A 26,742-nucleotide genomic window follows, 5' to 3' on the forward strand; every position below is an offset into this window, starting at 1 on the left:
ACATGACTAAGCCCCAATGAAATGGGGCTTAGTTATTACGTCGGTTTGACGATTTTAGATCTTACAAGCACCGCCTGCACAATCATCCATGTCTTCTTGTTTGTCTTCGGCACCATCACGAGTGTTATGGTAGTAAAGTGTCTTCACACCCAGTTTGTAGGCCGTTAATAGGTCTTTCAAAATGACCTTCATTGGGACTTTTTGAGACTCAAATTTCTGTGGGTCATAGTTCGTGTTAGCGGAAATCGCTTGGTCAACGAACTTCTGCATGATACCAACTAGCTGTAGGTAACCATCGTTAGATGGGATGCTCCACAATAATTCGTAGTTGTCTTTGAGGCGTTCAAATTCTGGAACCACCTGCTTCAAGATACCATCTTTACTAGCTTTGACCGAGACGAAACCACGTGGCGGCTCGATACCGTTGGTTGCATTACTGATCTGAGACGAAGTTTCAGAAGGCATTAATGCAGTCAAAGTCGAGTTACGTAGACCGTGTTCAACAATCTCTTTACGCAGTGTTTCCCAGTCATATTCCAAGGCCGTTGGGCAAACCGCATCGATTTCTTTTTTGTAACTATCGATTGGCAAAATGCCTTTTGAATACGTTGTTTCATTAAACGCAAGACAAGGCCCGAATTCTTTAGACAACTTGTTTGACGCTTTCAGCAAGAAGTACTGGATCGCTTCAAAGGTTTTGTGTGTCAATTCGTTGGCACTGCCATCTGAATACTTCACGCCATTTTTCGCTAAGTAGTATGCGTAGTTAATAACCCCGACACCCAAAGTACGACGTAATTCAGTCGCGCGTTGAGCCGCTGGAATAGGGTAGTTTTGATAATCCAGTAGGCTGTCTAGAGCACGTACGATTAACTCCGCCAATTCTTCTAGTTCGTTTAAGTCTTTTAGTGCGCCTAAATTGAACGCTGACAACGTACATAGGGCAATTTCACCTTCAGGATCGTCAACACGTTCCAGAGGTTTGGTTGGCAATGCAATCTCTAAACACAGGTTACTTTGTTTCACCGGAGCGACTTTAGGGTCAAACGGGCTGTGTGTATTACAGTGGTCAACGTTCTGTAGATAAATACGACCAGTACTGGCTCGCTCAGAGGCGAACAAGGTAAATAGCTCAGAGGCTTTGATGGTTTGTTTGCGAATGCTGTCGTCTTTTTCGTAAAGCGTGTACAAGCGATCAAATTCTTCTTGATCCGCAAAGAAAGCATCGTACAAACCTGGTACATCAGATGGACTGAACAGGGTGATGTTTTCACCTTTGATCAAACGCTGGTACATCAAGCGGTTGAACTGCACGCCGTAATCTAAGTGACGAACACGGTTCTCTTCCACACCACGGTTGTTCTTCAGTACTAATAAGCTTTCGACTTCCAAGTGCCAAATTGGGTAAAACACCGTAGCAGCACCACCACGAACACCGCCTTGAGAACAGCTTTTCACGGCTGTTTGGAAGTGTTTGTAGAAAGGAATACAACCCGTGTGGAATGCTTCGCCTCCACGGATAGGGCTACCCAAAGCACGGATCGCACCGGCATTCACACCGATACCAGCACGCTGACTCACGTATTTAACGATGGCGCTGGACGTGGCGTTGATGGAATCCAAGGAGTCACCACATTCAATCAATACACAACTACTAAATTGACGAGTAGGGGTACGGATGCCAGACATAATAGGTGTCGGCAACGAAATTTTAAATTGCGATACGGCATCGTAGAAACGACGAATTAAGTCTAAACGAGTGTTTTTATCGTAATTGGCAAACAAGCAAGCTGCGACTAGGATGTAGATAAACTGAGGACTTTCGTAAATCTCGCCAGTTACACGGTTCTGAACAAGGTACTTGCCTTCTAACTGTTTAACGGCAGCATAAGAAAAATTCATGTCACGAGAGTGATCCATAAAGCCATTCATTTGTTCGAAATCGGCTTCACTGTAATCTTCTAGTAAATGACCATCGTAACGTTTTTGCGCGACAAGGTTTTTGACATGGACATGTAGGTGAGGTGGTTCAAAATCACCAAATGCTTTTTTACGTAAGTGGAAGATGGCTAAACGCGCCGCTAAGTACTGATAATCCGGCGTGTTTTCAGAAATTAAATCAGCGGCGGATTTGATTAAGGTTTCGTGTATGTCCGTTGTACGAATACCTTCAAAGAATTGAATTTGAGCTTTCAATTCGACTTGGGAAACGGAGACATTATCTAACCCTTCAGCGGCCCACATAATGACTTTATGAATCTTTTCTAGATTGATATTTTCGGTCGTCCCGTTACGTTTAGTAACTGTGAGAGTACTCATGCCTTAACTTCCCATTAGCGCATTGTTTGAAAAAGTGGTGTCACACATTATGTAGTGTTTGTTTATATATCTAAACACTACATATAGTGTTTTATTTGAAATCTGTAACGAACAATAGTGCCCAATGGATTGAAAATCAAGGCTTGAAAAAAGTGCAGAAATAAGAAATTCATCATGGCTAAGTGGTTACTTACCTTGCTTGCCTCATGCTTTCGATGATGGCGAATTGGCAAGCGCTAGAAAGGAATTTTTCACATTTTTTTTTGCTGAAAATAGCGCGATATTCAATGCACAAAAAAGACTCAAGAAAACCACACCAGCACCATTTTGAACGTGGCAACCGCACTGAATAAAACCACTTGGTGAAGTAAGTATATGGGCAGCGCGTATTGCCCCATAAAGGCCAGTATTTTGACGGCCAAGCTTTCTCCGATTGATAAGGTGTGCCAGCCAAGGTAGCCAAGTAGTGGGCCAATCAGTACGATACCAATCCAAGGAAAGGGAAAAACAATGTCTAAGGTTCGAGTGGGCAAAGCGATGACATGCTGTGTTATAAAATCAAATGCATTAGGAAACAGTAGCCAATCGGTGAAGTGATACACGTAAAGGATTAAGGCCCCAAGTAGCGCCGATGAAATAGGCCAGCGCAGCAAAGGTCGAGTGAGTAGGGAAGCGACTAAAATAAAGTGCAATATACCAAAGTAGATCCATTGAGTTGGCGCGGCTAAATAGGTCGCAAAGGAAATGGCCGCGGCCGCGATGAAGAGTTTAAGATCACGACCCCATAAGGTGTTTGGACGCTTTGATTGACGTGTTAGGTAAGCGGACCAGCCGACAGCGGTGAGAAACAGCGTTAGAATCAGGCTGCGAAAATATACCCAGAATGGGTCATGAATCGAAAACTGCAGAAAATCAAAATTGCGTAAATCCCAGCAAAAATGAAATACAATCATTAAGGCAACAGCGAAACCTCGATAAGCATCAAGAAACAAACTGCGTTTTTTGGCAACAGGTACATAAGGTAGAGTAACAGCAGAGGTAGGCATTGAATTCCGAGGCACAGGCTTAAATGACGATGAAACCATCATACCGTTACTTATTTTCCAGCTCAAGCAAGCAAGGTTTGTTGGCACAACTGAAACGCGAGTTGAGTTGGCAGCGCGAAGCTTTGCGAATCTATGGTCGAGACGTGCTAGTACCAAGGCAGGTGGCTTTCGTGGCAGACCAGGGCTTAAGTTATCGATATTCAGGCAAAGATCATCGTGGCGAAGGTTGGCCGGAGAGTTTACTCGGACTCAAGCAAGAAGCTGAGTCGATCGCTGGGCAAGCGTTTAATGCTGTCTTGCTAAACTGGTATCGAGATGGTGAAGAATACATGGGCTGGCATGCCGACGATGAACCCAGTTTGGGCCCCGCACCTGTGGTGGCTATGTTGAGTTTGGGAGCTCAGCGCAGTTTTGTTTTTCGTTACAAGCAAGATCATACAATCAAGCACAGCCTTGAGCTGGAAGACGGCTCTTGGTTGATCATGTCGTCTTCGGTTCAAGTCTTGTGGCAACACACGTTACCGGTCAGAAAAAAGGTCAAAGAAGAGCGCATAAGTTTAACCTTTCGCTGCTTACTCTGACCTTTTCGTTTAGACAAGCCCGAGCCCTAAATCTAAGGGGCTTTGCGTTTCCTTAACCAGCTGTCTTGATGACGAACAAAACAGATTCGGTCGTGCAAACGACTGGGGCGACCTTGCCAAAACTCTATGAAATTGGGGGTGAGTACATAGCCACCCCAATTCTCTGGGCAGGGAATGTCGTCAGTTGGTTGAAACTTTTGTTCTTCGGCGTCATAGGCGCTTTTCAGTTCGCCTCGATTCGCAATGGTGGCACTCTGTTGCGAGGTTCTTGCTGCTAACTGGCTACCGCGAGGTCGGGTGGCAAAATACTCGGTAGACACATGACGTTCTACTTTCTCAATACGGCCTTCAATGCGGATTTGGCGAGACAAAGCCGGCCAGAAAAAATTCATACAGGCTTTATTGTTGGCTTCTAATTGCTGGCCTTTTTCACTGTCGTAGTTGGTGAAAAAGGTAAAGCCACTGTCGTCTCTTTGCTTTAATAACACGACGCGAGAATGTGGCCAGCCATCTGAATCAACCGTACTGAGGGTCATTGCCGTTGGATCATCAGGACAAGCTTCAATAGCCGCTTCGAGCCATTGATCGAATAAGCTAAGTGGGTTGTCACCGGCTTGCTCTTCTAATAAGTCTTCGAATTGATAATCACGACGAATCGATTGCAGGTCTCTGTTCATAATTAAATCCGGTAGGTCGAATGAGTCATGACTTTCGATACCTTAGTCATGATATTCATAATAGGGGTTGGAAACTCATAACCGCCAGCGTCTAATGCCATGGCTTTATGTTTGGCTTCATCTATGTACATCTGTTCCAACACGGCTTTGCTTTTTTTGTCTTGCTCAGGCAATTTGGCCATGTGTTTTTCTAGGTGAACACAGACTTGGTCTTCGGTCGCGGCCACAAACCCCAAACTGAGTTTGTCGCTAATGAAGCCCGCGCCCGCACCAATCATAAAAGACGCGCCAAAAAACAGAGGGTTGAAGATACTTGGTTGGCTACCAAGTTCGTACAGTCTTTGTTCGCACCACACCAGATGGTCGATCTCTTCATCCGCGGCATGTTCCATTTCTGCGCGCACACTGGGCAATTTAGCCGTGGTGGCCTGACCGGCGTATAGGGCTTGAGCGCAAACTTCACCGGTATGATTGATTCGCATTAAGCCCGCCGCGTGCTTGCGTTCGCTGTTATCCAGTTCGCCCTCTTCAAATTGTCTTGCAGGGGAAGGGCGTGATGCATGTGCAGCATGAGGTACTAACGTTTGTAGTGCCCGATCAAAGTGTAATACGGCTTTATCAACAAAGGATGTCATTCACCTTCTCCTCATTAACCTGGCGGCCAGGTCATGTTGCGGCCGCCGAGTACGTGCATATGAATATGGTAGACGGTTTGGCCGCCCATCTCGTTGCAGTTCATCACCACGCGATAGCCTTCTTCGCTGATGCCCTTTTGCTTAGCGACTTTGGCCGCCGTGATTTGCAACTTACCGACTAGGCTTGCGTCTTCGTCGGTTAAGTCATTTAAGGTCGAAATATGACGCTTTGGAATGACCAGAAAATGGCAAGGTGCTTGTGGCATGATGTCTTCAAAAGCAATCACGTCATCGTCTTGGTACAAAATAGTGGCGGGAATCTCGCCTTTTACCAGTTTGCAAAATAAACAGTCCATTTCTTCTCCTACGTATTATTTAAGCTTAGCGGATTAGCATCAAGGGCTTTTACGCAAAGCTTTGATCCGTGACAAGGGTGACGATTTTAATCGCACGCCTTTTTGAATCAGTTTGGTTAATCGGCTTTCTAAATGATCATCGATGTCAGCACAGGACAATAAATCATCAAAGCCCAGCTTTTGAGCGTAGTCTAAAGACATTTTAACATTCTTACTGATGAGTAAGCACTGATCTTCATCGCGCATTAAGGGTAACAAACGCTGCAACGTCACGTGCGGAATATGACCGCCATTATCAAACACCAAGATGATTGAACCAGACTGACGTAAATCAGGGCGTTGGAAATAGCCAATCAGAGCTTCTAGTTCGCTAAATTGTTCCACCTTATGGCTGTGATTGTTCGTCAGAGCCTGCGCTTTCTGCATGTCGTCGTCTGATTGTCCGAACAAAATAATATCAAATTGGTCGGCAAATTGGTCCAGAGGTTGTGTTTGGCGTAGGTGTACACGGATCGGTATTTGAATGTTAATGCTACGATGCGATTGGGTGTTTTCATCGGCTGCGGTGTTGTTTAGGTCAACTAATTTACCATTTAAATGGTCGACAATAAGTTGGATATAGCTCATGCCTAAATCGAAGTGAGAATACTGGTTGTGTACTCTGGTTGGCAAGGGACTGCACTGAATCTCAAGTATGGTAATGCCTTCGCGGTTGATCTCATGACAGATAAAGTGAAAATTGAGGGCTTGATCAGAGAAATGCTTGAACTCCTGTGCGAGCACTTCAATTAAGTGGGTTATGAGCGCCGTATTTTGAAGCACTTCTACCTGTTCTGTATTTTCTGTGTTGATCGTAAGATGGGTGTCATCTTGGTCGAGTTGTAGGAAGTGTTCATGGGCTTCATCAATAAGCTTGTTTAAGGCCAGAGGCATGGCTTGCTCTGGCGTCAGGTTGTCTTTGATGTCGGTGAGCACATCCACCCGTTCGATTAAGCCTTTAATGTTGTTGTTCGCGACCTGACTGGACTCTAGAAAAAGTCGGGCCTCAACGGATTTTAAGGCCGGTTTTAAATGCGCTATGCCACCGCCAATGACATTGATTTGACGACGTAAACGGCTTGATAAATCAGACAGCAGGTCGAACATTTCGGCTTGAGAGTAGCCACGACGATGGGCGTACTTTTGTAGCAGTGGTGTGGTCTGAGCAACCATCCCCGTGAAGTGAATTAAGGCTTCTAAAATGATGGTGAGGGTGAGTCCCCACTCTAATAAAACAGGGCTTGGAAGGACGCCATAGATGGATAAAATCCAAGCAAAATGCCCAGTAAAAAGTAGGATTCTAGCGGTAAGGTAATAACCTGAATAGGGCACACTTTTAACAAACGCATAAACGGCATGGAAGGTGAGTAGTATCAGTGTTGCGACCGCCATGGCAGACAAGATCATGATGTTAATTTTGTCCGGCATCATGGTAAAGATAACCGCTAACAAGGCATTAATTGAGCCAATTAAGATGAGCACCTTGTCCATGGTTGGTAAGTGGCGCTTAGTATCTAAATACAAGCGAGAGAAGAAGACCACGGCCGTTAAACAGCTTAGTGAAGCGAGATTGTAGATTCGTTCTGTGGTGCCAGGGTGATTCGGAAAAAACTGTGAAATGTGATCGTGCAAGGTTAGGTGTAAAACCGCAATACCAACCAACATTAAGCCATAGATTAAATACATGGCATGGGATGTCTTGATAAAGAAAAACACATTACAAATGAATAATGTCAGTAATATGCCAATCAGTAATCCAGTGATTAAAATTTCATTTTGCGAACCTTTGGTCGCTTCAGATAAGGTTTTTAGCTCAATGTTGGCATTAATTGGCAAGTGTGACGACATCTTAATGTAGATGGTGAAAATGGGTGGGATATTGCTTGGAATCGGGTACGCGTAACTCAAACCTTCAATCGGTAGATTGGCATAAGGTCGAGCGCCACCTAACTCTATTTGAGCTTGATTGCCGTATAAATTGGGTAAGAATAAATCGAGCTGTTGCAATCGTGGTGCGCTGATATCAAGAATAATTGGCACTTGGGAAGTGGTCTGAATCGCGGCTTCAGTACGTATCCAAATATTACCTTTTACCATGCCGAATTGCAGATAGTCGCGTGCGAGTGGACGGAAACGCTTACTGTATTCATCTGATGAGATGTCTCGATAACTGAGGCTTTTTGTGTCATCAATGTAGTAAAAAGCGCTCTGGCCGATGTTAAAGGTGGAGTGCGCATCGTCTATGATCGCGATACTGGCTTTCCCCCACGCAATGTTGGAGGCGCAGAGTAAAAAGAGTAAAATGAATCGATGAAGCAAAATGCTGGCCCATGCTATGTCAGTAAAGGCTCTCATTATTAACTAGATAGGGGATTGAATGCTATATCCAATTTTAGTGGAGCATTATGTTTGGTTTGGCTTACTGCTTTTACTAGTCACTTGGTTTACTCGGAGAGACAAGCCTGAAGCGCGCAGCAATTACCTGTATGGCTATGGCATGATCGTGGTGTTGGGTTTTCTATTAGCCCTAGATTGGGTCGCGGGCATAATGTTTGGTTTGCTGGTGCTGGAAGTGGGCCGAATATTTAAAACTTGGTTGGATCGAAAGGCAAACCAATTGAAAAAGTAACCGTGTCTGAAAATCAAAAAAGGCTTCATAAGAAGCCTTTTTTTATGGTCTTTGATCTAGCTGAATCGTGTTAACAGGTTTCAGACTTACTTTTGCTCGCGAGCAATGGCTCTGTGACCAATGTCAGTACGGAAATAGACCTTGTCCCATGACAGGGTGTTTACCACGTCATAGGCACCCGCTTGCGCTTCGGCCACTGTGTCGCCTAGTGACACAGCACACAATACGCGTCCGCCATTGGTTACTACATCGCCTTCTTGCAATGCTGTACCCGCTTGGAAGACTTTCTGGTGAGCAGGAAGTTTTGTATCCAAACCAGAGATGACATCGCCTTTAGCGTAATCGGCAGGGTAACCGCCAGCGGCCAGAACCACCCCTAAGCTAGCGCGAGGATCCCAGTCTGCTTCAACTGTGTCCAGCTTGCCCGCAATAGCAGACAAACACATTTGCGCTAAATCAGAACGCAAACGCATCATAATTGGCTGCGTTTCTGGATCACCAAAGCGGCAGTTGTATTCCAATACTTTTGGCGTGCCATCTTGAGCAACCATCACACCAGCGTATAAGAAGCCACGGTAGCGATTGCCTTCCGCGTTCATGCCTGTCACTGTCGGCATAATGACTTCATTCATAATGCGATCGTGAATTTCAGGTGTGACGACAGGGGCAGGAGAGTAAGCGCCCATGCCACCAGTGTTGGGGCCTTTATCGCCATTATCACGCGCTTTGTGGTCTTGGCTGGTGGCCATTGGTAAGACGGTTTCGCCATCGACCATGCAGATGAAGCTGGCTTCTTCGCCAACCAAAAACTCTTCAATCACGACGCGGTTACCGGCATCACCAAAGGCATTGCCTTGTAGCATGTCTTCAACCGCGGCAATGGCTTCGGCTTCGGTTTCAGCCAAGATAACGCCTTTACCTGCAGCTAAGCCGTCAGCTTTGACAACGATAGGCGCACCTTGCTCCTTGATGTAAGCCACAGCAGGAGCGATTTCAGTAAAGTTACCGTACGCTGCGGTTGGTATCTTATGGCGTGCTAAGAAGTCTTTAGTGAAAGCCTTAGAGCCTTCCAGTTGTGCTGCGCCTTGTGTTGGGCCAAAGATGGCCAAACCTTCTTGCTCAAACGCATCAACCACACCAATAACCAAGGGTGCTTCAGGGCCGACAATGGTCAGGTCAATGCTCTGCTGTTTTGCAAAAGCCACTAAACCGGCCACATCGGTTACCCCAATATCAACATTTTCAACCTTGTTCTCTGAGGCTGTACCTGCGTTTCCAGGGGCCACAAAGATTTTTTCAACTTGGGTGGATTCCGCTGTTTTCCATGCCAAGGCATGTTCACGACCACCGTTACCAATAATAAGCACTTTCATAGTCTAATCCTTCATCATTAAGGCGCTGTAGAAGGGGCTACAACGCCAATGGAAACCTCTTAGTGGCGGAAGTGGCGCATGCCCGTGAAGACCATTGCCATACCCGCTTCATCCGCTGCCGCAATGACTTCTTCATCGCGCATAGAGCCACCAGGTTGAATGACGGCGGTGATGCCAGCTTGAGCGGCGGCATCAATGCCGTCACGGAATGGGAAGAAAGCATCCGACGCCATGACTGAGCCTTCTACTTGAAGGTTCTCATCCGCCGCTTTAATGCCAGCGATTTTCGCACTGTAAACACGGCTCATTTGGCCTGCGCCGACACCGATTGTTTGACCTGCTTTCGCGTAAACAATCGCATTGGATTTAACAAACTTAGCGACTTTCCAAGCGAACAATAGGTCGTTTAGCTCTTCCGCTGACGGTTGGCGTTTTGATACCACTTTTAGATCGTCCAACGTAATGGCACCGTCGTCGCGATCTTGTACTAATAAGCCACCGTTAACACGCTTGTAATCCATCGCTGGGATTCGGTCTTGTGACCATTGACCACATTCTAGCAAACGGACGTTTTGTTTTGCTGACACAATGTCAGCCGCCGCTTGGCTAACGCTAGGGGCAATAATGACTTCAACGAACTGGCGGTCAATAATGGCTTGTGCTGTTTCTGCATCCAATTCTTGGTTGAACGCAATGATGCCACCAAAGGCTGACGTCGGGTCTGTTTTGAACGCCAAGTCATATGCTTCTAGCTGGCTTGCTGCTGTCGCAACACCACAAGGATTAGCGTGCTTAACAATCACACAAGCAGGCTCTTGGAAGCTTTTAACGCATTCTAGTGCCGCATCGGTATCAGCAATGTTGTTGTAAGACAGAGCCTTACCTTGACGCTGTTTGGCGGTGCTAATAGACGCTTCTTGTGGATTGGCTTCCACGTAAAATGCGGCTTTTTGGTGAGGGTTCTCACCGTAGCGCATTTCTTCTTGTTTGTTGAACTGTAGGTTGAAGGTGCGAGCAAACTCTTCACTACCGCCGTCTACTTTTTTGCCGAGGAAGTTGGCAATGGCACCGTCGTAATGTGACGTGTGTTCGAACGCTTTTACCGCAAGGTCAAAACGTTGTTCATAACTCAGACCGCCCTCTGTGTTTAGAGACGCCAAAATAGCAGAGTAGCTGTCAGGAGAAACAACAATGGCTACATCTTTATGGTTTTTTGCGGCAGAACGAACCATAGTGGGACCACCGATATCAATGTTCTCAATGGCCATAGGAAGATCGCAGTCTGGGCGTTCAATGGTCGCTTCGAATGGGTACAAATTGACCACAACCATGTCGATTTCATTGATGCCGTGTTCTTTCATGATGTCGCCATCGATCTCGCGACGACCAAGAATACCACCGTGTACTTTCGGGTGCAGAGTCTTAACGCGACCATCCATCATTTCAGGGAAGCCAGTGTAATCGGACACTTCAATGGCGGCGACTTGGTTGTCTAGTAATAGACGGTAAGTACCACCTGTAGAAAGGATTTCAACGCCTTGAGCGGTCAGTTCGCGGGCGAATTCGACAATGCCTGTTTTGTCGGAAACACTGATTAACGCTCGTTTGATTGGAGTCACTGTTTTTTGATTTGCCATCATGGTTCTCGCAATGTAGTTAACATTAAATAAACAAGGGGAAGAAACAAAAAAAGGGCGAACCCGCCCTTTTTAGTAATGCTTATAGCATGCCGTATTGTTTTAGCTTCTTGCGAAGCGTGCCTCGGTTTAAGCCAAGGAGTGTGGATGCTTTAGTTTGATTGTCTTTCGTGTAATTCATCACCGATTCAAGAAGAGGCGCCTCAACCTCTGCTAATACTAATTGGTATAAATCAGTAACCGGCTGCCCATCTAAATGAGCGAAATAATTTTGTAGTGCTTTCTCAACATTGTCACGAAGGGTTTGTGACTGCTCAGAAGAAGCGGCTTGAAACGTATGTGTTTGAGTTTGTTCTACCACAGAATGACCTTCTATTTTTTAAAGCTAACCATTTAACAATGGCACTGGTGATTAAACGATACACCGTTTAAACATCAATGCATTCGGTACCAAAATTGTTCGCCTACTGACGAGCAAAGAATTCTTCTAACTGATCGAGTTGTTCTTGCGTATTATCAATACGATTGAACACGCTACGAAACTGAGTGTTATCTGCTAACGTTTGCAGATACCAACCAACATGTTTGCGAGCAATACGCACACCAAGATAGTCACCATAAAACTGATGCAAATTGTGTACGTGCTTGATAACCAATGCTTTCACCTCTGCAAGAGAGGGTGGATCTAACAATTCATTGGTCTGTAAATAGTGATTAATCTCATTGAAAATCCAAGGTTTCCCTTGTGCCGCACGGCCAATCATAATGCCATCCGCTTGCGTATAGTCCTTTACAAATCGAGCGGTCTTCGCGTCCTTTATGTCACCGTTGGCGAACACTGGGATGTGAATAACCTGCTTGACTTCTGCAATGGTGTCGTACTCGACGTTGCCTTGAAATTTGCATTCTCGGGTGCGGCCATGAATGGCGAGCGCTTGAATGCCAATGTCTTCTGCCATCTTGGCAATGGTCATTGCGTTTTTCTGCTCTTGACTCCAACCCGTGCGAATTTTAAGGGTGACGGGCACCGACACACTATTTACCACCGTTTCCAGTATATCGCGAACTAGGCTTTCATCTTTCAATAGAGCTGACCCTGCGGCTTTATTACAAACCTTTTTAGCAGGACAACCCATGTTGATGTCGATGATCTGAGCCCCTAACGCCACATTTTGACGAGCAGCTTCGGCCATCATTTGAGGGTCGCCACCGGCAATTTGAACGGATCTAGGGGACACTTCATGGTCGTGAACCAAACGATGACGACTTTTGGTTGAGTTCCACAGCCTGACATCCGAGGTAACCATCTCGGAAACGACTAGGCCCGCACCTTGGTCATGACAAAGGCGGCGAAAAGGCAAATCGGTTACGCCAGCCATAGGGGCCAGAATAACGGGCTTTTCAACGCAATATGGGCCAATAGCAAATGCCATGATGTTCCTGAATACTGGATTGAATGTTAAAGATCTTCGACTGTGTCGAGCGGGCGTGAATAATACCTAGGCATTTTGTATTTTTGAAGTCTTGACAGGCGAAAAATTGGCTATTTTTTGTGCTTTTTTTGATCCTGTTGGAAAACTTCTCTAGAAATACCCTGTTTTAGTAAGAACGCGTCTCCGCTGGGAAGGCTTTTAATTCATGCGTGACGGCTCGAGCGCCAGGATCTTGTATTGGAATCACTAAGTGGATTGGTGTGTTGGGTGGCATGAAGGTAATGTCGAGGAAGTCCTTGTGCAAATAGGCGCTAGGCGAAAATAGGCGGGCGGCTACCGGTTTACCATTCAAATCATAGAATTCTAGAGCGATTTTCGGCATAGGCTGAGAAAACGCACTGTTGTTGGTGATGATGGCATTGACCATTAAGGCATTCGGAATATCAGGGTGACTCTGGATGCGCACATGTTGAATGGAAATCGCACTGACATCATCAAACCTTGGAAGTGTGCAGCCAGTGTAAGAACAAAGCATACGATATAAACCACGGAAATGAGCAGAGCGGCTGCCTTCATCAAAGTAATGATTGGCTACTTGTCCAACCAGAATGCCGAAACCAACTAACATGGCCATGAACCACAACCAAGGGTGTGAGCGTTTGACTGGCTTGCTGGGGGTAGATTCGTCTAGTAAGGGAGCGAGGCTTTGCTGCGCCGACAATTGTTCTAAAAAGCTGTGCTGATGGCCAGCTTCAGAAGGGCGGGTTTGCTCAGCAGCATTTTGCGCTAAGGTATGCAACGCGGTCATGTAATCCGGCTCAGGGCTTGGTGCTGTGTCGTCTTTTGCTTGAGCGGAAGTGTTTTGGGTGGACGTCGCCGTCATAGCGGCACTTTCAGAGAAACGGTCTGCACCTTGTTGAGTGGGCTTGTTGGCCGTCGCTGTCTGTGCATTCGCTTTGGTCGCAAATCGGTCCTCTGCTTCCGGTCGAGAAGGATTGGTGCGTATTTGCGGTTTACTGTCAGTGCGCTGTGATTTAGCTTGCAGTGCCGCTTCGACTTCGGCCAGTTCTACTTCCCACGGCGCTAGTTCGTCACTTGGCTGTGTGTGCGGAGTCTGAGGGGCAGCTTGACGACGCGGCTGAAAGTCGAATGCGTCGTCATGCTCCATCATGGAGTTGGAATGGATATGATCCAGATCTTGCTTGCTGGCAGGTTGTAAATCCTCGTCAGTGAATAAGGTGTGCAACCAATCTGGATTGACGATGTCGTCAGCGGGCGCTAGACGGTTGTCTGCATGCAGGTCTTCTTTTAACGCGTCAGGTGACTGAACAGGGCTTGCGTCAAATGGTGTCTCTTTCGCTGTAGGCTTAGGCGCTTTAGATGGCGTGTTAGATTGAGCGTCGGAAGAAGGCGCATCTGTGCGTTTAGGGCGATTGGCCACCGCTTTCGCCGCATCAAAAATATGAAAACACTGGCCACAACGTACCTTGCCCTTGGCCATACTCAATACTTCGTCACTGACACGAAATGCCGTTGAACATTTAGGGCAGCGAGTGGTTAAGCTATTGGCCATGGGCGTGTTTCTTCCTTAATCTAAAACAATGGTGCTGATTGTGTTTTATGCGTGTTTGGTACCGACAATGCGCACCCATTCATCGCATTCTGTAACGTTTTCAATGGTAAACCAATCTTGATAAGCGTAAATCACTTCTTGCGCTTGGTTCGCTAGAATGCCAGATAAGGCCAACTGACCTCCGGTTTTTACCAATGCCGCAATGGTGGGGGCTAGATCGGCCAGTGGGCCAGCCAAAATATTAGCGACCACTATGTCAGCCTGCAAATCCGATTCGTAAGGTGGCAGTTTGACTTCCAAGCGGCTAGGGTCAATGTCATTACGTGACGCGTTTTCTTGGGTGGCTTGTACCGCTTGTGGGTCGATATCAATGCCCACCATATTGCTGGCACCAAGCAATAAACCTGCAATGCCTAAAATACCAGAACCGCAACCGTAGTCTATGATGGTTTTGTCTTGGCAATCGATGCTGTCTAACCATTTTAGACACAATGCTGTGGTTGGGTGAGTGCCCGTACCAAACGCCAAACCTGGGTCCAGCATTAAGTTGACGGCACTTGGGTCTGGCACATCACGCCAGCTTGGGCAAACCCATAAGCGTTCCCCAAATTGGATCGGATGGTAATTGTCCATCCATTCTCTTTCCCAATCTTTGTCTTCAAGGATTTCGATTTTTAGATCAATGTCAGCTTCGCCAATGGCTTGAGCTTTGTGCTCTAGTACGGGACGAATCTCGTCAATTTTGGCTTCCGCTTCAAATAGGCCAGTTACCTTGGTGTTCTTCCACATCGGAGTAGTATTGAGCTCTGGCTCATAAATAGGGTCGTCATGGATGTCTTCAAAAGTAACCACCATGGCGCCACACTCTAATAGAGTGTCTTCGAAAGCAGGGACATGGTCAGGAGTCGTGTGAATACGTATTTGCAACCAAGGCATAAAAGATGTCCAACAATGAATAAACAGGAATAGAATAACGAAGCTTGATGCATGAGGCGAGAGGAAAATGACAGAGTCTGGTGAATATTTTATTCACCAGACTCTGAGCGCGAATCATTAAAGACCGAGCTTTTTCTCCAGATAATGGATATTTACGCCACCTTCGATGAAGTTAGCGTCATTGGCTAGATCTTTTTGTAGCTCAATGTTGGTTTTGATGCCGTCGATGAAGGTTTCATCTAGCGCGCCAGAAAGGCGTTTTAGAGCAGCAGTACGATCCGCCGCATGACAAATGATCTTAGCGATCATAGAGTCGTACGTTGGTGGAACCGAGTAACCACTGTATAGATGAGAATCAACACGAACACCCATACCGCCTGGTGCATGGAAGTATTCCACTTTACCTGGACTTGGCATGAAGGTTTTTGAATCTTCCGCATTGATACGCGACTCAACTGCGTGGCCGTTCAGCTTGATGTCTTCTTGTTTCAAAGACAATGGCAAGCCACTGGCGATGCGCAATTGTTCTTTCACAATGTCGACGCCCGTTACCATTTCAGTGACAGGGTGCTCTACCTGAACACGAGTGTTCATTTCAATGAAGTAGAAATGACCATCTTCGTATAGGAATTCGAACGTACCTGCACCGCGGTAGTTGATCTTGATACAAGCGTCCACACAGGCTTTCAAACAAGCTTGGCGAGACGTTTCGTCCAGCATAGGCGCTGGCGCTTCTTCCAATACTTTTTGGTGACGACGTTGCAAAGAACAGTCACGATCGTATAGGTGAACCGCATTGCCTTGGCCGTCAGCCAAAACTTGTACTTCAACGTGACGTGGGTTGGTCAGGAATTTTTCCATGTAAACCGTGCTGTCGCCGAAGTAAGAACCCGCTTCAGATTGAGTAACGCTGATGGATTTTAGTAGGCTGCCTTCGTTGTGAACAACGCGCATACCACGACCACCGCCACCCGCTGCCGCTTTAACGATCACAGGGAAACCGATTTCGCGAGCAATACGAATACACTCATCTGGATCAGAAGGCACAGGGCCGTTTGAACCAGGTACGGTTGGCACGCCAGCTTCTTTCATGGCTTTAATGGCAGAAACTTTATCGCCCATTAGGCGAATGGTTTCTGCTTTTGGACCGATGAAGGCGAAGCCTGAGTTCTCAACCTGCTCAGCAAAATCCGCGTTTTCCGCAAGAAAACCGTAACCTGGGTGAATGGCAGACGTATCTGTCAATTCAGCGGCACTGATAATCGCTGGAATGTTCAGGTAACTTTGAGCGGATGGGTTCGGACCAATACAGATGGATTCATCTGCTAGGCGAACGTGTAATAAGTCACGGTCAATCTTTGAGTGAACCGCAACGGTTTTGATACCAAGTTCTTTACACGCACGTAGAATACGTAGCGCGATTTCGCCTCGGTTAGCAATCAATACCTTATCAAGCATGATAAAACCTTTAATGTTGGGTTATACGATGGTTACTAGCGGTTGGTCGAATTCAACTGGCTCGCCGTCTTCAACTAGGATTGCGCCGATAGTACCTGCCTTATCCGCTTCGATTTGGTTCATCATTTTCATTGCTTCAACGATACAAATGGTATCGCCAACGTTTACTTTCTGGCCAACTTCAATGAATGGCTTCGCACCAGGTGCAGAAGATTTGTAGTAGGTGCCGACCATTGGAGATTTAACAGCATGTCCTGCAAGCGCAGCTGGCGCCTCAGCGACTGGAGCAGCAGGTGCCGCGACTGGTGCAGGTGCCGCAACAGGTGCTGGGGCTGCAACAGAGGTGACAACGTGTGCACCACCACGACTAATACGAACGGCTTCCTCGCCTTCCTTGATCTCGATTTCGTAGACGTTTGACTCTTCTAATAGTTCAATTAGTTTTTTAATTTTACGAATATCCATGGGTACTCTCTTCTGTCTGTATTAGTTTATCAGTGTTATTTTCACTGATGGTTATAAATGCAATTACATTAAAAACGGCTTTAAACAAAAAAGTGTTGTCTAAAAATAGAAATGTTAAAGCTTGTAATTGAAGAGATTATCGTTAAAAAGCGGGATATTGTCCAGTTCTTCGGGGAAATATCATAAAAAACTCAAGATCGACTGTTTTTTGATCTGTTGTTAACCCGCCTTTGTTTGCCGAAATCTTTTAAAGTGAAATTTTAGAAAAGCGCTTGAAGACGGTTTAGTCGACTGATCAGTTCTGCCTTGCTGGGTTCTCCGACCAAGGCCAATTCAGTAAGCGGACGCCCGGTGGCGTCTAAAAACACCAAAGACGGCGGTCCATACAAATTAAACTGTTTCATCAAAGCTTGATTGGCTGCGGAGTTCTTGGTGACGTCCACGCGAACGAGACGAACCTTCTGCAATAACTCTTGCGCTTCAGCAGAAGCCAATATGGCTTCCACTGTTTTACAGCTCACACACCAATCCGCGTATAAATCCAACACCAGTGGTCTTGGGTCGTCATGGACAAGTAACTGTTCCAATTCGTCTAAACTGCTGATTTGTTCGTCGAACAAGGGGGCGGTGTTGTTCGCAGCAGAGGACGATAGGTGAATGCTTTGCAGTGGTTGCAAGGGATAGGTCGCACCACTAAAGCCTCCTACGATTTGAATACTGCCAATTAAACACAGCAGCAGTACCAAAAACCAGCGTAAAGGATGAGACGCGACGGTGACGGCGCGATGAACAAAATAGCCACTCATGGCCAAGGCTAGGATGCCCCATAAAAACAAATGGCTCGACACGGGCAACCAACGATTGAGCAGCCAAATGGCGACCGCCAATAACCCAAAGCCAAGTAGCACTTTAATGTCTTCCAGCCAGTGACCGCCCTTAGGCAGCATATTGGGGCCAAACAAACCGACCAATAATAAGGGCACGCCCATCCCCAGCGCCATAACAAACAAAATGAAAGCACCGTACAGGGCATCCCCTTGGCTGCTGATATAAAGTAGCGTGCCGGCCAATGGTGCAGAGACACAAGGAGAGACGATTAATGTGGCCAAAACACCAGCAATAAAGACGCCAAGGCTCGCACGCCACAAGGAAGACGACTGAAAATCAAACGCCGACAGTTTATTTTGCCAAGAAGACGGCAGTTTCAGCTGAAAAACGCCAAACATGGCCAGCGCCAACAGGATAAAAATAACCGCACTGAGAACAACAAAAATAGGGCTTTGCAGTTGCGCTTGTAAGTTAAATTGTAAGCCAAGTAAGCCGACTAAACCGCCAATAGCGGCATAGGTAAAGGCCATGCCCAGTACGTAAATCAAACTTAAATAAAAGCCTTTAAAGCGTGAAGGTTGCTGTGTGGCTGAGCTTTGTGTGCCAATAACAATCGCACTGACAATGGGCACCATGGGCAAAACACAAGGCGTGAGGGAGAGTAATAATCCTAACCCAAACATCAATAACACACTCTGCAGTAAGCCATTGTCTTGCAGATTCGTCAGAATGCCTTGCGCAACCGAAGGTTCAAGGGCGGAAGACGACGCAGCGCTTGCCTTATTAGCGTCATTGGCAATCGCAGAAGGTCTAGCATCGGCCTCTGTGGTTGCCAAACGCTCAGGTACCGTGAACTGGATAGGCTCCGTTTGCGGTGGATAGCATAAGCCTTGATCCGCGCAACCTTGGTAACTTAACGTGGCTTGGATGACCGTTCCAGCGGGCAGCTGAATGTCATAATAAATGGGCAAACGAACTTGTTGGCGGTAAATGATCACCTTGCCATAGTATTCATCTTCATGGTCTTGGCCAGTTGGAAAGGGCGCAAAATGCAAATGATTGGCTTGTGGTCCCGAAAGACTAAAACGCTGCTGATACAAATAATAGTCGTCAGCGATGTCCCATTGGGCGTGAAATTGACCTTCTACTGGTGCACTGACGCTTAATTGGAACGCTTGCTCGACGGGAAGAAACTGCGGTTGTTCGAGAGCGGTAGTCGGCGCAAAGGTAAACGCATAGGCCGAAAAATGAAACAGTACAGCAAACAAAGTAACAATCAGGCGCATAGATAAATTCAACAAGTAGAGAAGGCCAAATAGTGATAAAGTCGTCATTTATCACCTCGAATGAAGAGAGTAGACTACCAATCCACCTTAAAGTTGCCAAATGTAAGGGGCTAAATTGAGTAAAAAGCTAATTTCTTTACTGTTTTCTGTGGTTTTCTTAGCCGCTTGTCAAAGCCATCCGACCTCTCAAGAGCAGGTCGAACCGGTATTTATGCCAGAAACCTCAATTGCGGAAGCGGCAGCCACATCGGCTGAGCCAGAGTCAGCAAATGCCCCAGTGGAAACAGACGACCCAGTATCCGTGCCACAACAAGTGCTCACACCGGCCCAACAGCTCACACAATCTCTGATCAAAAAAGGCCGTCAAGCCCTATTGGCGGATCGCTTATTAACGCCAGCGGAAGACAATGCCAACCTGTATTTTCAAGCTGCTTTGGGACGAGATCCAGGCAACTTTGAGGCCACGCAAGGCATTGCCCAGATTGTTGAAATCTACACAGATTGGGCATGGCGAAAAGCACAAGCGCGTCACTATCGCCAAGCGGAAAAATATTTAGACAGTGCCCGCTCGGTGAATGCCCAAGACCCTCTGATTGTTGAAATGAGTAGTCGCATTAAAGATCTAAAACTAAAGCGCCAACAACAGGCTGAGCAAGCCAAGCAAAAACGAGCCAAAGCACAACAAAACACAGCGCCTGCGTCATCCTCTGAAAGCCAGACAGAGCCTAGTGCCGCTGAGCAAGACGGTGTTTTTACATTACCAAAAGATTTATTTACATTGAGCGAAGACGAAATAGTTGTCAAAATACAGCCTATTATTAACGCTGTTGCGGCCACACAGAGTCGCTTAGAAATTAATTGGCCAAATGATAAACAGGCTCGATTGATTTACCAGATAATCAACAGTCGCGTGACCGATTTTCGTGTGCGAGCCATGATCTTCCATAGGGCCCGTTATACCGTAGTGTTACAACAGGATTAAGGTGGTACAAAAGATGTCTTGGTTAAAGGATAAATGGCAAGCTTTAAAAGAGCGTTTGAACTTTTCAGGCGTCGGAAAAATCGCAGCGGTTGTGGTATTGGTTTTGGCCGTATTGTTGAGCTTCTTAGGCATGTACTGGAGCAGTGAGCCAGAACAATTTGATGTGGTGGCCAGTGCCAAAGAACAAGCCGCTGAACGCGGTTACCTAAACAACAGTAAAAAGCTTGTGGTCGGCTACACCACTGCCAGTACCTTACACACGCTAGTGTCGACCTTACTCGACAAGCCAGGTGGTTTTATCAGTAACGATTTAATGCCGCCAGGTTTGTTTATGGACAACATGCCTGCTTGGGAATTTGGCGTATTGGTTCAATCCCGTGATCTAGCGCGAGCGTTTCGTAAAGAGTTCAGCCGTTCTCAGTCTCAGTCCACCGAAGACGTGAATTTGAAAATTGCTGAGCCGCAATTTAACTTTGATACCCGAAGCTGGGCGTTACCATCCAGTGAAAGCGAATACCGCCGTGGTAATAAAGAGCTACTGGAATATCTCGATCGTTTGGCGGGACAAGGCAATAGCAAAGCGAACTTCTATGCTCGTGCCGACAACTTATCAGATTGGTTGTCTGACGTGAGCACGCGTTTGGGCAGCTTGTCACAACGTCTTTCTGCCAGTGTTGCTAATGTTCGCGAAAACACCGACCTTGCAGGCGACAGCAGTGCTCGTCAAAGCAATGACTCAGGTACTTATCAATACGTGAAAACCCCTTGGTCCAAAATCGACGACGTGTTTTATGAAGCGCGTGGTGCGAGCTGGGCGCTGATCCATATTTTGCGTGCTATTGAAGTGGACTTTGTGTTCACCCTACAAGACAAAAATGCCTTGGTTAGCCTGCGTCAAATCATTCGTGAATTAGAAGCCACGCAAACCAGCATCTGGTCGCCGATCATTTTAAACGGCAGTGGCTTTGGTATGTTGGCGAATCACTCTTTGGTGATGGCGTCTTACATTTCTCGTGCGAATACGGCCATTATCGACTTACGCCGTTTGCTTGAACAAGGCTAACCCGCCAATCGCATAAGGAAGGGCTGAAGTGGCTTTAAACTGTGTTGTCCGTCACGCTGAGTTTGAAGACGCTTCCGTCATGCTCGACATTTTTCGCCAATGCGACCCGCACTCGACCTTAGCCAATCGTCATAACGACATTAACTTGTTGGACGTCATGGACTGGCTAGAAACCATCACAGATCGACACCCCATTTTTATGGCGGAACAAGACCAGCAAGTGATCGGCTGGTGTTCATTAGAAGCGTTCTACGGTTTACCTTCCTTCGATCAAGCGTGCGAAATTAGCCTATATGTCTTGCCGTCATTGCAAGGTCAAGGGGTTGGCAAAGCCTTGCTGGAACACGTCATTCAACACCGACAAGAAATTGGCTTTCTGCACCTTGTCGCCTACATCTACGCAGGCAACGACAACAGCTTGAGGTTCTTCAAAGCCAACGAATTCCAAACATGGGGCAAACTGCCCAACATTGCTCGCAGTGAAGAACGGGTTGAAGACGTATACCTTTTAGGGCGCGAATTTGAGCTTTTGGATGACAGCAGCGTGATGGAAGAGGAATTCACATGAACCTAAATAACCAAAACATCGCCAGCATGGACATCAACATGCTGTTCAGCATCATTAACCTCAAACTGCGTAATGACTTTTCGAGTTTGTCGTCATTATGTGCCAGTTTTGAGATTGATGAGCAACGGCTCATTGAACGACTCAAGAGTGGTGGGTTTCACTTTGAAACCAAAGAGAATCAGTTTAAGAGGGATTCCCTCTAGCTCATTTTTATTCCCTCCCCTTATCAAGGGGAGGGTTAGGGAGGGGTTAGTCCAGCAGCCTCAAACGAACTCATCACCATCTACAACCAAACCAAATTTCTTGTTCCTTCCCCTTATGTCTTCAAGGGGAAGGCTAGGATGGGGTTAGTCCAGCAGCCTCAAACGAACTCATTGCCATCTACAACCAAACCAAATCTCTTATTCCCTCCCCTTATGTCTTCAAGGGGAAGGGATGGGGTTAGTCCAGCAACCTCAAACGAACTCATTGCCATCTACAACCAAACCAAATCTCTTGTTCCTTCTCCTTATTAAGGGGAGGGGATGGGGTTATTGATCCTGAGAATTTTTGGGATTTCCTCGGATTGGCTTTGATTAAGGAGCATTGTTCCGCTCTGCTGAGCGGGTAACTTTTGCCAAACGATGCAAAAGTAACCAAAAAATCTTTTTCAGAATCATAAGGGCTCATTGCTTTTGGATGTTGCCAATGTTTGTACAGGGTTCGCAATTGTAAGGTGTTGAGCTGTTATTATGGTTGGAGAAAGGTCTTCGGTTACTGACTTGGGAAGACCATAAGGTCGCGCAATCAGGATCGCGTCGAACTGACAAGGGTTGATTGGCTCATTCCCTCTTTTTACGTTTAAAAGCGTTTCAGCCAAACCACATCTCTTGTTCCTTCCCCTTATGTCTTCAAGGAGAAGGCTAGGATGGGGTTAGTCCAGCAACCTAACATCAACTCAGAGTAAACTACAAAATGTAGGCCTAATTACCGCAACGAAATCAGACACTAGCGAATGTCTAATTATCCAATTCTTACTCGCTAAAAAACTCAATTTCTTATTGGAAAAATTCAAAACGCTGTTCTATGATGAAGCTCAAGTAAGGGATGTACGAATGAATTGAGAAGGAGTTTTCCTGCCTGATTTGATCCCGCACCCTGATTTTTTATAAAACGAATTTTGATTTTTGTTGCTTCAAAGAGTGACAACAAGATAAGAATATCCGTAGCAAAAATAACAGGCCGTGGAAAAATGAAATAACACGCATGCTCATTTTTCCAGTTTTGGATTTTGTTAATAGCTTTATAAAAGCATTACTTTTCAGTTTCTTATAAAGGTATTGTCGAAATTTTGGAATTGTCTAAACGCGCATGCGCACTATTAAAATGTTATGTTTCTTATACAAGGATGAGTATGCTTCAAGTAAAAATCCCTCAAAATTTATCCCTAAGAAATGCATTGAATTTCTGTAATCGATTATGGGATTTAGAGCACTCTGATGAATATGAGTTTGATTTTGCTAATCTTGGCCGAGTTGAGCCCTTTACAATGGCTTATGTGGCTAATGAGTTAAAAAGGTTTAGGAAAACTAAACCTGAAAGTAAGTTTACGGCCTTAAATCATCAAAATAAATCATATGCTGCACATATGGGGTTCTTCAGAGCATTTGGGCTTAAGTTTGGGAATGAGCCTGGTGAAGCTGCGGGTAGTAGTACTTATCTACCCCTTACAATATTAAATGTCTCAGATTTACAAAAAGAAGCGGCAGATTCATACGATCATGTAGGCAACATAATTGAAGCAAAGTCGGAGCAAATTGCAAAAATATTAACCCGTCAAAATAGTGGTGATTTGGTCGATACTCTTACGTTCTCTATTAGAGAGATACTCAGGAACGTTGTTGAGCATTCGGAATCTGAAATCATTGAATATTGTGCTCAGTATTGGCCTACTAAAAATTTAGTTGAACTTGCAGTTCTGGATACAGGCAATGGAATTATGCATGGGCTATCTACCAACCCATTCCTAAATATTAGTAATGAGAGAGATGCTTTACACCTAGCTATGCTGCCCGGAGTATCAGGAAAAATGTATAAGGGTGTTAAAAAGCGAAGGCATGATGAGTGGCAAAATTCTGGGTTCGGACTTTATATGACCAGTCGAATTTGTCGCAATGGTGGAGATTTTTTTATCGCAAGTAACGATAAAAGTATATTTTTAGATCGCACGTCAAAAAATGATATAGAGTGCAAATATAAGGGAACTGCTTTGAGGCTTCGGATAGATACAAGTAAAATTTTTTCGTATAGCGAAATGCTCGCCCAATACCGAACTGAAGGCTATGATGCAGCTAAGAAGTTTTCAGGTAAAGATGCAATTGAGCCATCTATAGCTTCCACTATGCTAGCTCGGGACTTCCAAGAAACTTAACAAGGCCATTAAGTCGGATTCGTAACAGTTGGCTCGGTTCCGCTTCGCTACACATTTTAGCCAACTGTTACTCACCGTTTATGGCGGCGTTAGGTGTAAATATGTCGTGTAGCTGCAACAATCTTGCAAACACTTGTTACGCTGAACCGAGTGAGATGGAATTCGTCAGAAATTTCGAGTTCATAGAGGTGGATGCTAAGAATTGGCGGCAACTCTATATATGTATGATTTGCAAGCAAGTGTGGTCTGTGGAACATGAGGAAATAATGAACAAATTTCCTCGCAGAGCATTTAAGCTAAAGGATAAAACAGAATTTTTCACGCATGGTTATCAAGAGGTAATAGAGACATTAAAAATTAGCGAGAAAGGTGGCCTTTCAGATAAAGAGTGTTTACAAAAAGGCTGCTCAAATAAAGCATTATTAAACTGTTACTTATGCGCAAAACATTATTAAAAACACCTAACAAGGGTAGGCAAAATCGCACCTACGGTGCTGGACTCGCTAACGCTCGCCTTTGCTACCGGCGTTATGCGTTCTTAAAGGTTTGGTGATATGAAAGATTTACAGCGTACAATCTGTGAAAAATATAATTCCAAATTCTATGGCATAGATATGAATTTGAAAGTTGGAATCGCTATCCAAACTTTACATCTGAAACCAATCCATGCGGTCAGAGTTAAACCTGAAAATGGTACAAATGGTTGGTACATTCATTGTGGTGAATATTCAGATGACAATGACTTTTATAAACCGTTATGTGCGTTACATCTCGATAAATATTGTCCTGAAATCATTAAGTATTTGGCGCTTGAACCTGAGTTTAATGTCATTACTGATCGCGAAGGCTATGAGGATGTTTGGCGTACAGAGTAAAAACGCATAACAAGCCAATCAAGCAGGACAAAAAACAGTTTGCTGTTTTCGTGCCTCAAACATTATAGCAAACAATTTTTTGCCTCTTATTGGGGCGTTAGCAATATTCAAGAGTATGTATGCAAATTAATTTTAAAGTGGCTAAATTAGAGGATTCAGAAACCATAGGTTCTTTGGTTGTTGATCTTACAAATGAAATCTGTGAATTAACCAAAGCGCAGCATTTTGATATTAACCTCAATAGTACAATTGAACGTTGTCGTGAACTAATTCGTGACGGTCATTACGCTGCAATTATTGGTGAATATCAAAATAAACCTGTTGCCGTTGTTACTTTTACTGAAACATATGCTTTATACGCTGGTGGAAAAATTGGTGTAATTCAAGAGTTTTATGTTTCACCTGAGCTTAGAGCTTCAGGTGTTGGTTCTACGTTAATCGAACAAGTTAAAAAATACGGGAGGCTACATGATTGGTCATGCATTGAATTATGTACTCCACCTTTACCCGAATTTGAAAGGACATTAGATTTCTATCAAAAAAATGGTTTAACTCCTGTTGGTGGTCGTAAAATGAGACAGGCATTGGAGTAAAATATTGCTAACAAGGCCAAGTACAGCAACAGCATTTCCGTTGCGGCTTCGCCTTTACTACAAAGCTGCGCGTGTTGGCGGCGTTATGTTTATTAATGAGTTGAAAAAATGGACGATTCAAAGCAAAAAATTGCACTATTCATAGATGCTGATAATGCACCAGCGAGCAAATTCGAAGATGTTCTTAGTGAAGTTGCAAAATATGGCGTAGTAACAATAAGAAAAGCCTATGGGAACTGGAAAAAACCTTCCATAAAGGCATGGGAAGACCTTTTACATGAATACGCTATTCAGCCAGTACAGCAGTACGACTTATCGAAAGGAAAAAACGCATCAGATATAGCACTTGTTATTGATGCTATGGATGTAATGTATACGAAGGATATAGATGTAATGTGCTTTGTATCATCTGATTGTGATTTTACGCCGATGGTCACTCGCGCCTTAGCAGAAGGCAAGGTGGTGCTAGGGTTTGGTGAACGAAAAACACCAACACCTTTCGTAAACGCATGTTCCAAGTTCTTGTTTTTAGACCAAGAGCCAACCAGCAGTGATGCAACTCAAACAAAAACTAAAAACATAAAATCTGACACGAAACTAATAAATTTGCTTCGCCAAGCTATTGATGCCACAGAAGAAGATAATGGATGGGCTGCTCTAGGGCCTGTCGGTGCGCATATATCAAATAAAACTTCATTTGATCCCAGAAACTATGGTTACAAAAACCTAAGCAGTCTCATTAAGGCCATAGACTTATTTGAACTGAAACGTGGTTCAGGTAATTCTTACTTGGTTAAAGATGTGCGAAAGAACAAATAGAATAATTAAGTTCAGAGAACAATTAGGGTCAGATTGAACCTGCTACAGTTTAACGGACATTTTTAATCAGGGACAATAAGTCCTTTAGGAGTGTTCTTATGACAACAAAACGTAAACCTTATAATACCTATACCAAAGAGTTTAAGTTGGAAGCGATTCGC

Annotated in this window: 26 protein-coding genes; 11 read left to right on the forward strand and 15 right to left on the reverse strand. The window is 45.2% G+C overall.

Going from position 1 to position 26,742, the window contains the following annotated elements:
• Positions 1 to 54: 54 nt before the first annotated feature.
• Positions 55 to 2,319 (reverse strand): class 1a ribonucleoside-diphosphate reductase subunit alpha, encoded by a 2,265-nt coding sequence (nrdA, locus tag OA79_RS05260; RefSeq protein ID WP_063332165.1) that lies wholly within the window; start codon positions 2,317 to 2,319, stop codon positions 55 to 57.
• Between the two features lie 302 nt (positions 2,320 to 2,621).
• Positions 2,622 to 3,365: a heparan-alpha-glucosaminide N-acetyltransferase gene (locus OA79_RS05265; RefSeq protein WP_063332166.1), complete on the reverse strand. Its 744-nt coding sequence runs from the start codon at positions 3,363 to 3,365 to the stop codon at positions 2,622 to 2,624.
• A 23-nt stretch (positions 3,366 to 3,388) separates the two neighbouring features.
• On the opposite strand from OA79_RS05265, the gene OA79_RS05270 reads away from it, so the two are divergent.
• Positions 3,389 to 3,946 carry an alpha-ketoglutarate-dependent dioxygenase AlkB family protein gene (locus tag OA79_RS05270; protein ID WP_063332167.1) on the forward strand — a complete coding sequence of 186 codons (558 nt, stop codon included), beginning with the start codon at positions 3,389 to 3,391 and terminating at the stop codon, positions 3,944 to 3,946.
• A gap of 32 nt (positions 3,947 to 3,978) precedes the next feature.
• Here OA79_RS05270 and pdxH read toward each other — a convergent pair whose 3' ends face one another.
• Genes pdxH through OA79_RS05290 form a run of 4 tightly spaced genes read right to left on the reverse strand, consistent with a single transcriptional unit; the run spans position 3,979 to position 7,972 of the window.
• Positions 3,979 to 4,623 carry a pyridoxamine 5'-phosphate oxidase gene (gene pdxH / locus OA79_RS05275; protein ID WP_063332168.1) on the reverse strand — a complete coding sequence of 215 codons (645 nt, stop codon included), beginning with the start codon at positions 4,621 to 4,623 and terminating at the stop codon, positions 3,979 to 3,981.
• A 2-nt stretch (positions 4,624 to 4,625) separates the two neighbouring features.
• Complete coding sequence (gene coq7, locus OA79_RS05280; RefSeq protein WP_063332169.1) at positions 4,626 to 5,258, reverse strand: 2-polyprenyl-3-methyl-6-methoxy-1,4-benzoquinone monooxygenase; 633 nt, start codon at positions 5,256 to 5,258, stop codon at positions 4,626 to 4,628.
• A 14-nt stretch (positions 5,259 to 5,272) separates the two neighbouring features.
• A complete protein-coding gene (locus tag OA79_RS05285) occupies positions 5,273 to 5,614 on the reverse strand; it encodes a histidine triad nucleotide-binding protein (RefSeq protein WP_063332170.1) in 342 nt (113 codons plus the stop codon).
• A gap of 39 nt (positions 5,615 to 5,653) precedes the next feature.
• Positions 5,654 to 7,972 carry a 7TMR-DISM family protein gene (locus tag OA79_RS05290; protein WP_231908805.1) on the reverse strand — a complete coding sequence of 773 codons (2,319 nt, stop codon included), beginning with the start codon at positions 7,970 to 7,972 and terminating at the stop codon, positions 5,654 to 5,656.
• Positions 7,973 to 8,030: 58 nt separating this feature from the next.
• Between OA79_RS05290 and OA79_RS05295 the strand changes: the two genes are divergently transcribed.
• Positions 8,031 to 8,282, forward strand: a complete 252-nt coding sequence (locus OA79_RS05295; protein WP_063332172.1) for a hypothetical protein — start codon at positions 8,031 to 8,033, stop codon at positions 8,280 to 8,282.
• Between the two features lie 86 nt (positions 8,283 to 8,368).
• On the opposite strand, the gene purD is transcribed toward OA79_RS05295, so the two are convergent.
• The 9 genes from purD to dsbD all read right to left on the reverse strand — a co-directional run bounded on the left by purD (position 8,369) and on the right by dsbD (position 19,319).
• On the reverse strand, positions 8,369 to 9,655 hold the full coding sequence (gene purD / locus OA79_RS05300; protein WP_063332173.1) for a phosphoribosylamine--glycine ligase: 1,287 nt from the start codon (positions 9,653 to 9,655) through the stop codon (positions 8,369 to 8,371).
• 59 nt (positions 9,656 to 9,714) lie between these two features.
• Complete coding sequence (purH, locus tag OA79_RS05305) at positions 9,715 to 11,292, reverse strand: bifunctional phosphoribosylaminoimidazolecarboxamide formyltransferase/IMP cyclohydrolase (RefSeq protein ID WP_063332204.1); 1,578 nt, start codon at positions 11,290 to 11,292, stop codon at positions 9,715 to 9,717.
• An 82-nt stretch (positions 11,293 to 11,374) separates the two neighbouring features.
• Positions 11,375 to 11,653, reverse strand: coding sequence for a DNA-binding transcriptional regulator Fis (fis, locus tag OA79_RS05310; protein WP_013795600.1), 279 nt, complete (start codon positions 11,651 to 11,653; stop codon positions 11,375 to 11,377).
• Positions 11,654 to 11,756: 103 nt separating this feature from the next.
• Positions 11,757 to 12,725 (reverse strand): tRNA dihydrouridine synthase DusB, encoded by a 969-nt coding sequence (gene dusB, locus OA79_RS05315; RefSeq protein ID WP_082825384.1) that lies wholly within the window; start codon positions 12,723 to 12,725, stop codon positions 11,757 to 11,759.
• Positions 12,726 to 12,891: 166 nt separating this feature from the next.
• A complete protein-coding gene (locus OA79_RS05320; protein WP_063332175.1) occupies positions 12,892 to 14,298 on the reverse strand; it encodes a zinc-ribbon and DUF3426 domain-containing protein in 1,407 nt (468 codons plus the stop codon).
• A gap of 45 nt (positions 14,299 to 14,343) precedes the next feature.
• On the reverse strand, positions 14,344 to 15,234 hold the full coding sequence (gene prmA, locus OA79_RS05325; protein WP_063332176.1) for a 50S ribosomal protein L11 methyltransferase: 891 nt from the start codon (positions 15,232 to 15,234) through the stop codon (positions 14,344 to 14,346).
• 117 nt (positions 15,235 to 15,351) lie between these two features.
• Complete coding sequence (gene accC, locus OA79_RS05330) at positions 15,352 to 16,692, reverse strand: acetyl-CoA carboxylase biotin carboxylase subunit (RefSeq protein WP_063332177.1); 1,341 nt, start codon at positions 16,690 to 16,692, stop codon at positions 15,352 to 15,354.
• A gap of 21 nt (positions 16,693 to 16,713) precedes the next feature.
• Positions 16,714 to 17,157 carry an acetyl-CoA carboxylase biotin carboxyl carrier protein gene (gene accB, locus OA79_RS05335; RefSeq protein ID WP_063332178.1) on the reverse strand — a complete coding sequence of 148 codons (444 nt, stop codon included), beginning with the start codon at positions 17,155 to 17,157 and terminating at the stop codon, positions 16,714 to 16,716.
• Between the two features lie 260 nt (positions 17,158 to 17,417).
• Positions 17,418 to 19,319: a protein-disulfide reductase DsbD gene (gene dsbD, locus OA79_RS05340; protein WP_063332179.1), complete on the reverse strand. Its 1,902-nt coding sequence runs from the start codon at positions 19,317 to 19,319 to the stop codon at positions 17,418 to 17,420.
• 67 nt (positions 19,320 to 19,386) lie between these two features.
• Here dsbD and OA79_RS05345 point away from each other — a divergent pair, with 67 nt between their 5' ends.
• The 9 genes from OA79_RS05345 (at position 19,387) to OA79_RS05385 (ending at position 26,581) form a co-directional block, all read left to right on the forward strand.
• Positions 19,387 to 20,253, forward strand: coding sequence for a hypothetical protein (locus tag OA79_RS05345; protein ID WP_063332180.1), 867 nt, complete (start codon positions 19,387 to 19,389; stop codon positions 20,251 to 20,253).
• Positions 20,254 to 20,266: 13 nt separating this feature from the next.
• Positions 20,267 to 21,316: a DUF2333 family protein gene (locus OA79_RS05350; protein ID WP_063332181.1), complete on the forward strand. Its 1,050-nt coding sequence runs from the start codon at positions 20,267 to 20,269 to the stop codon at positions 21,314 to 21,316.
• A gap of 28 nt (positions 21,317 to 21,344) precedes the next feature.
• Entirely contained in the window at positions 21,345 to 21,884 is a 540-nt protein-coding gene (locus OA79_RS05355) for a GNAT family N-acetyltransferase (protein ID WP_063332182.1), read from the forward strand.
• The gene (locus tag OA79_RS05360; protein ID WP_063332183.1) at positions 21,881 to 22,087 is read left to right on the forward strand and encodes a DUF4250 domain-containing protein; all 207 of its coding nucleotides are present in this window, start codon (positions 21,881 to 21,883) and stop codon (positions 22,085 to 22,087) included. The genes OA79_RS05355 and OA79_RS05360 overlap by 4 nt, the downstream gene beginning before the upstream one ends.
• A gap of 1,190 nt (positions 22,088 to 23,277) precedes the next feature.
• The gene (locus tag OA79_RS05365; RefSeq protein ID WP_197465359.1) at positions 23,278 to 24,294 is read left to right on the forward strand and encodes a hypothetical protein; all 1,017 of its coding nucleotides are present in this window, start codon (positions 23,278 to 23,280) and stop codon (positions 24,292 to 24,294) included.
• A 266-nt stretch (positions 24,295 to 24,560) separates the two neighbouring features.
• Positions 24,561 to 24,749, forward strand: a complete 189-nt coding sequence (locus OA79_RS18335; RefSeq protein ID WP_197465360.1) for a hypothetical protein — start codon at positions 24,561 to 24,563, stop codon at positions 24,747 to 24,749.
• Positions 24,750 to 24,848: 99 nt separating this feature from the next.
• Positions 24,849 to 25,169 (forward strand): immunity protein Imm33 domain-containing protein, encoded by a 321-nt coding sequence (locus OA79_RS05375; protein WP_063332186.1) that lies wholly within the window; start codon positions 24,849 to 24,851, stop codon positions 25,167 to 25,169.
• Between the two features lie 119 nt (positions 25,170 to 25,288).
• Entirely contained in the window at positions 25,289 to 25,762 is a 474-nt protein-coding gene (locus tag OA79_RS05380) for a GNAT family N-acetyltransferase (protein ID WP_063332187.1), read from the forward strand.
• 108 nt (positions 25,763 to 25,870) lie between these two features.
• Entirely contained in the window at positions 25,871 to 26,581 is a 711-nt protein-coding gene (locus tag OA79_RS05385) for an NYN domain-containing protein (protein ID WP_063332188.1), read from the forward strand.
• The last annotated feature ends 161 nt before the right edge of the window (positions 26,582 to 26,742 follow it).

Origin of the sequence: Marinomonas sp. TW1 (assembly GCF_001625355.1) — a bacterium.
Taxonomy (GTDB): Bacteria; Pseudomonadota; Gammaproteobacteria; order Pseudomonadales; family Marinomonadaceae; genus Marinomonas.

What these genes read in the sequence shown, in the direction of transcription:
- nrdA (WP_063332165.1), bottom strand. Translation starts at nt 2,319, where the DNA reads ATGAGTACTCTCACAGTTACTAAACGTAACGGGACGACCGAAAATATC.
- OA79_RS05265 (WP_063332166.1), bottom strand. Translation starts at nt 3,365, where the DNA reads ATGCCTACCTCTGCTGTTACTCTACCTTATGTACCTGTTGCCAAAAAA.
- OA79_RS05270 (WP_063332167.1), top strand. Translation starts at nt 3,389, where the DNA reads ATGACGATGAAACCATCATACCGTTACTTATTTTCCAGCTCAAGCAAG.
- pdxH (WP_063332168.1), bottom strand. Translation starts at nt 4,623, where the DNA reads ATGAACAGAGACCTGCAATCGATTCGTCGTGATTATCAATTCGAAGAC.
- coq7 (WP_063332169.1), bottom strand. Translation starts at nt 5,258, where the DNA reads ATGACATCCTTTGTTGATAAAGCCGTATTACACTTTGATCGGGCACTA.
- OA79_RS05285 (WP_063332170.1), bottom strand. Translation starts at nt 5,614, where the DNA reads ATGGACTGTTTATTTTGCAAACTGGTAAAAGGCGAGATTCCCGCCACT.
- OA79_RS05295 (WP_063332172.1), top strand. Translation starts at nt 8,031, where the DNA reads ATGCTATATCCAATTTTAGTGGAGCATTATGTTTGGTTTGGCTTACTG.
- purD (WP_063332173.1), bottom strand. Translation starts at nt 9,655, where the DNA reads ATGAAAGTGCTTATTATTGGTAACGGTGGTCGTGAACATGCCTTGGCA.
- purH (WP_063332204.1), bottom strand. Translation starts at nt 11,292, where the DNA reads ATGGCAAATCAAAAAACAGTGACTCCAATCAAACGAGCGTTAATCAGT.
- dusB (WP_082825384.1), bottom strand. Translation starts at nt 12,725, where the DNA reads ATGGCATTTGCTATTGGCCCATATTGCGTTGAAAAGCCCGTTATTCTG.
- OA79_RS05320 (WP_063332175.1), bottom strand. Translation starts at nt 14,298, where the DNA reads ATGGCCAATAGCTTAACCACTCGCTGCCCTAAATGTTCAACGGCATTT.
- prmA (WP_063332176.1), bottom strand. Translation starts at nt 15,234, where the DNA reads ATGCCTTGGTTGCAAATACGTATTCACACGACTCCTGACCATGTCCCT.
- accC (WP_063332177.1), bottom strand. Translation starts at nt 16,692, where the DNA reads ATGCTTGATAAGGTATTGATTGCTAACCGAGGCGAAATCGCGCTACGT.
- accB (WP_063332178.1), bottom strand. Translation starts at nt 17,157, where the DNA reads ATGGATATTCGTAAAATTAAAAAACTAATTGAACTATTAGAAGAGTCA.
- dsbD (WP_063332179.1), bottom strand. Translation starts at nt 19,319, where the DNA reads ATGACGACTTTATCACTATTTGGCCTTCTCTACTTGTTGAATTTATCT.
- OA79_RS05350 (WP_063332181.1), top strand. Translation starts at nt 20,267, where the DNA reads ATGTCTTGGTTAAAGGATAAATGGCAAGCTTTAAAAGAGCGTTTGAAC.
- OA79_RS05360 (WP_063332183.1), top strand. Translation starts at nt 21,881, where the DNA reads ATGAACCTAAATAACCAAAACATCGCCAGCATGGACATCAACATGCTG.
- OA79_RS05365 (WP_197465359.1), top strand. Translation starts at nt 23,278, where the DNA reads ATGCTTCAAGTAAAAATCCCTCAAAATTTATCCCTAAGAAATGCATTG.
- OA79_RS18335 (WP_197465360.1), top strand. Translation starts at nt 24,561, where the DNA reads ATGAACAAATTTCCTCGCAGAGCATTTAAGCTAAAGGATAAAACAGAA.
- OA79_RS05375 (WP_063332186.1), top strand. Translation starts at nt 24,849, where the DNA reads ATGAAAGATTTACAGCGTACAATCTGTGAAAAATATAATTCCAAATTC.
- OA79_RS05380 (WP_063332187.1), top strand. Translation starts at nt 25,289, where the DNA reads ATGCAAATTAATTTTAAAGTGGCTAAATTAGAGGATTCAGAAACCATA.
- OA79_RS05385 (WP_063332188.1), top strand. Translation starts at nt 25,871, where the DNA reads ATGGACGATTCAAAGCAAAAAATTGCACTATTCATAGATGCTGATAAT.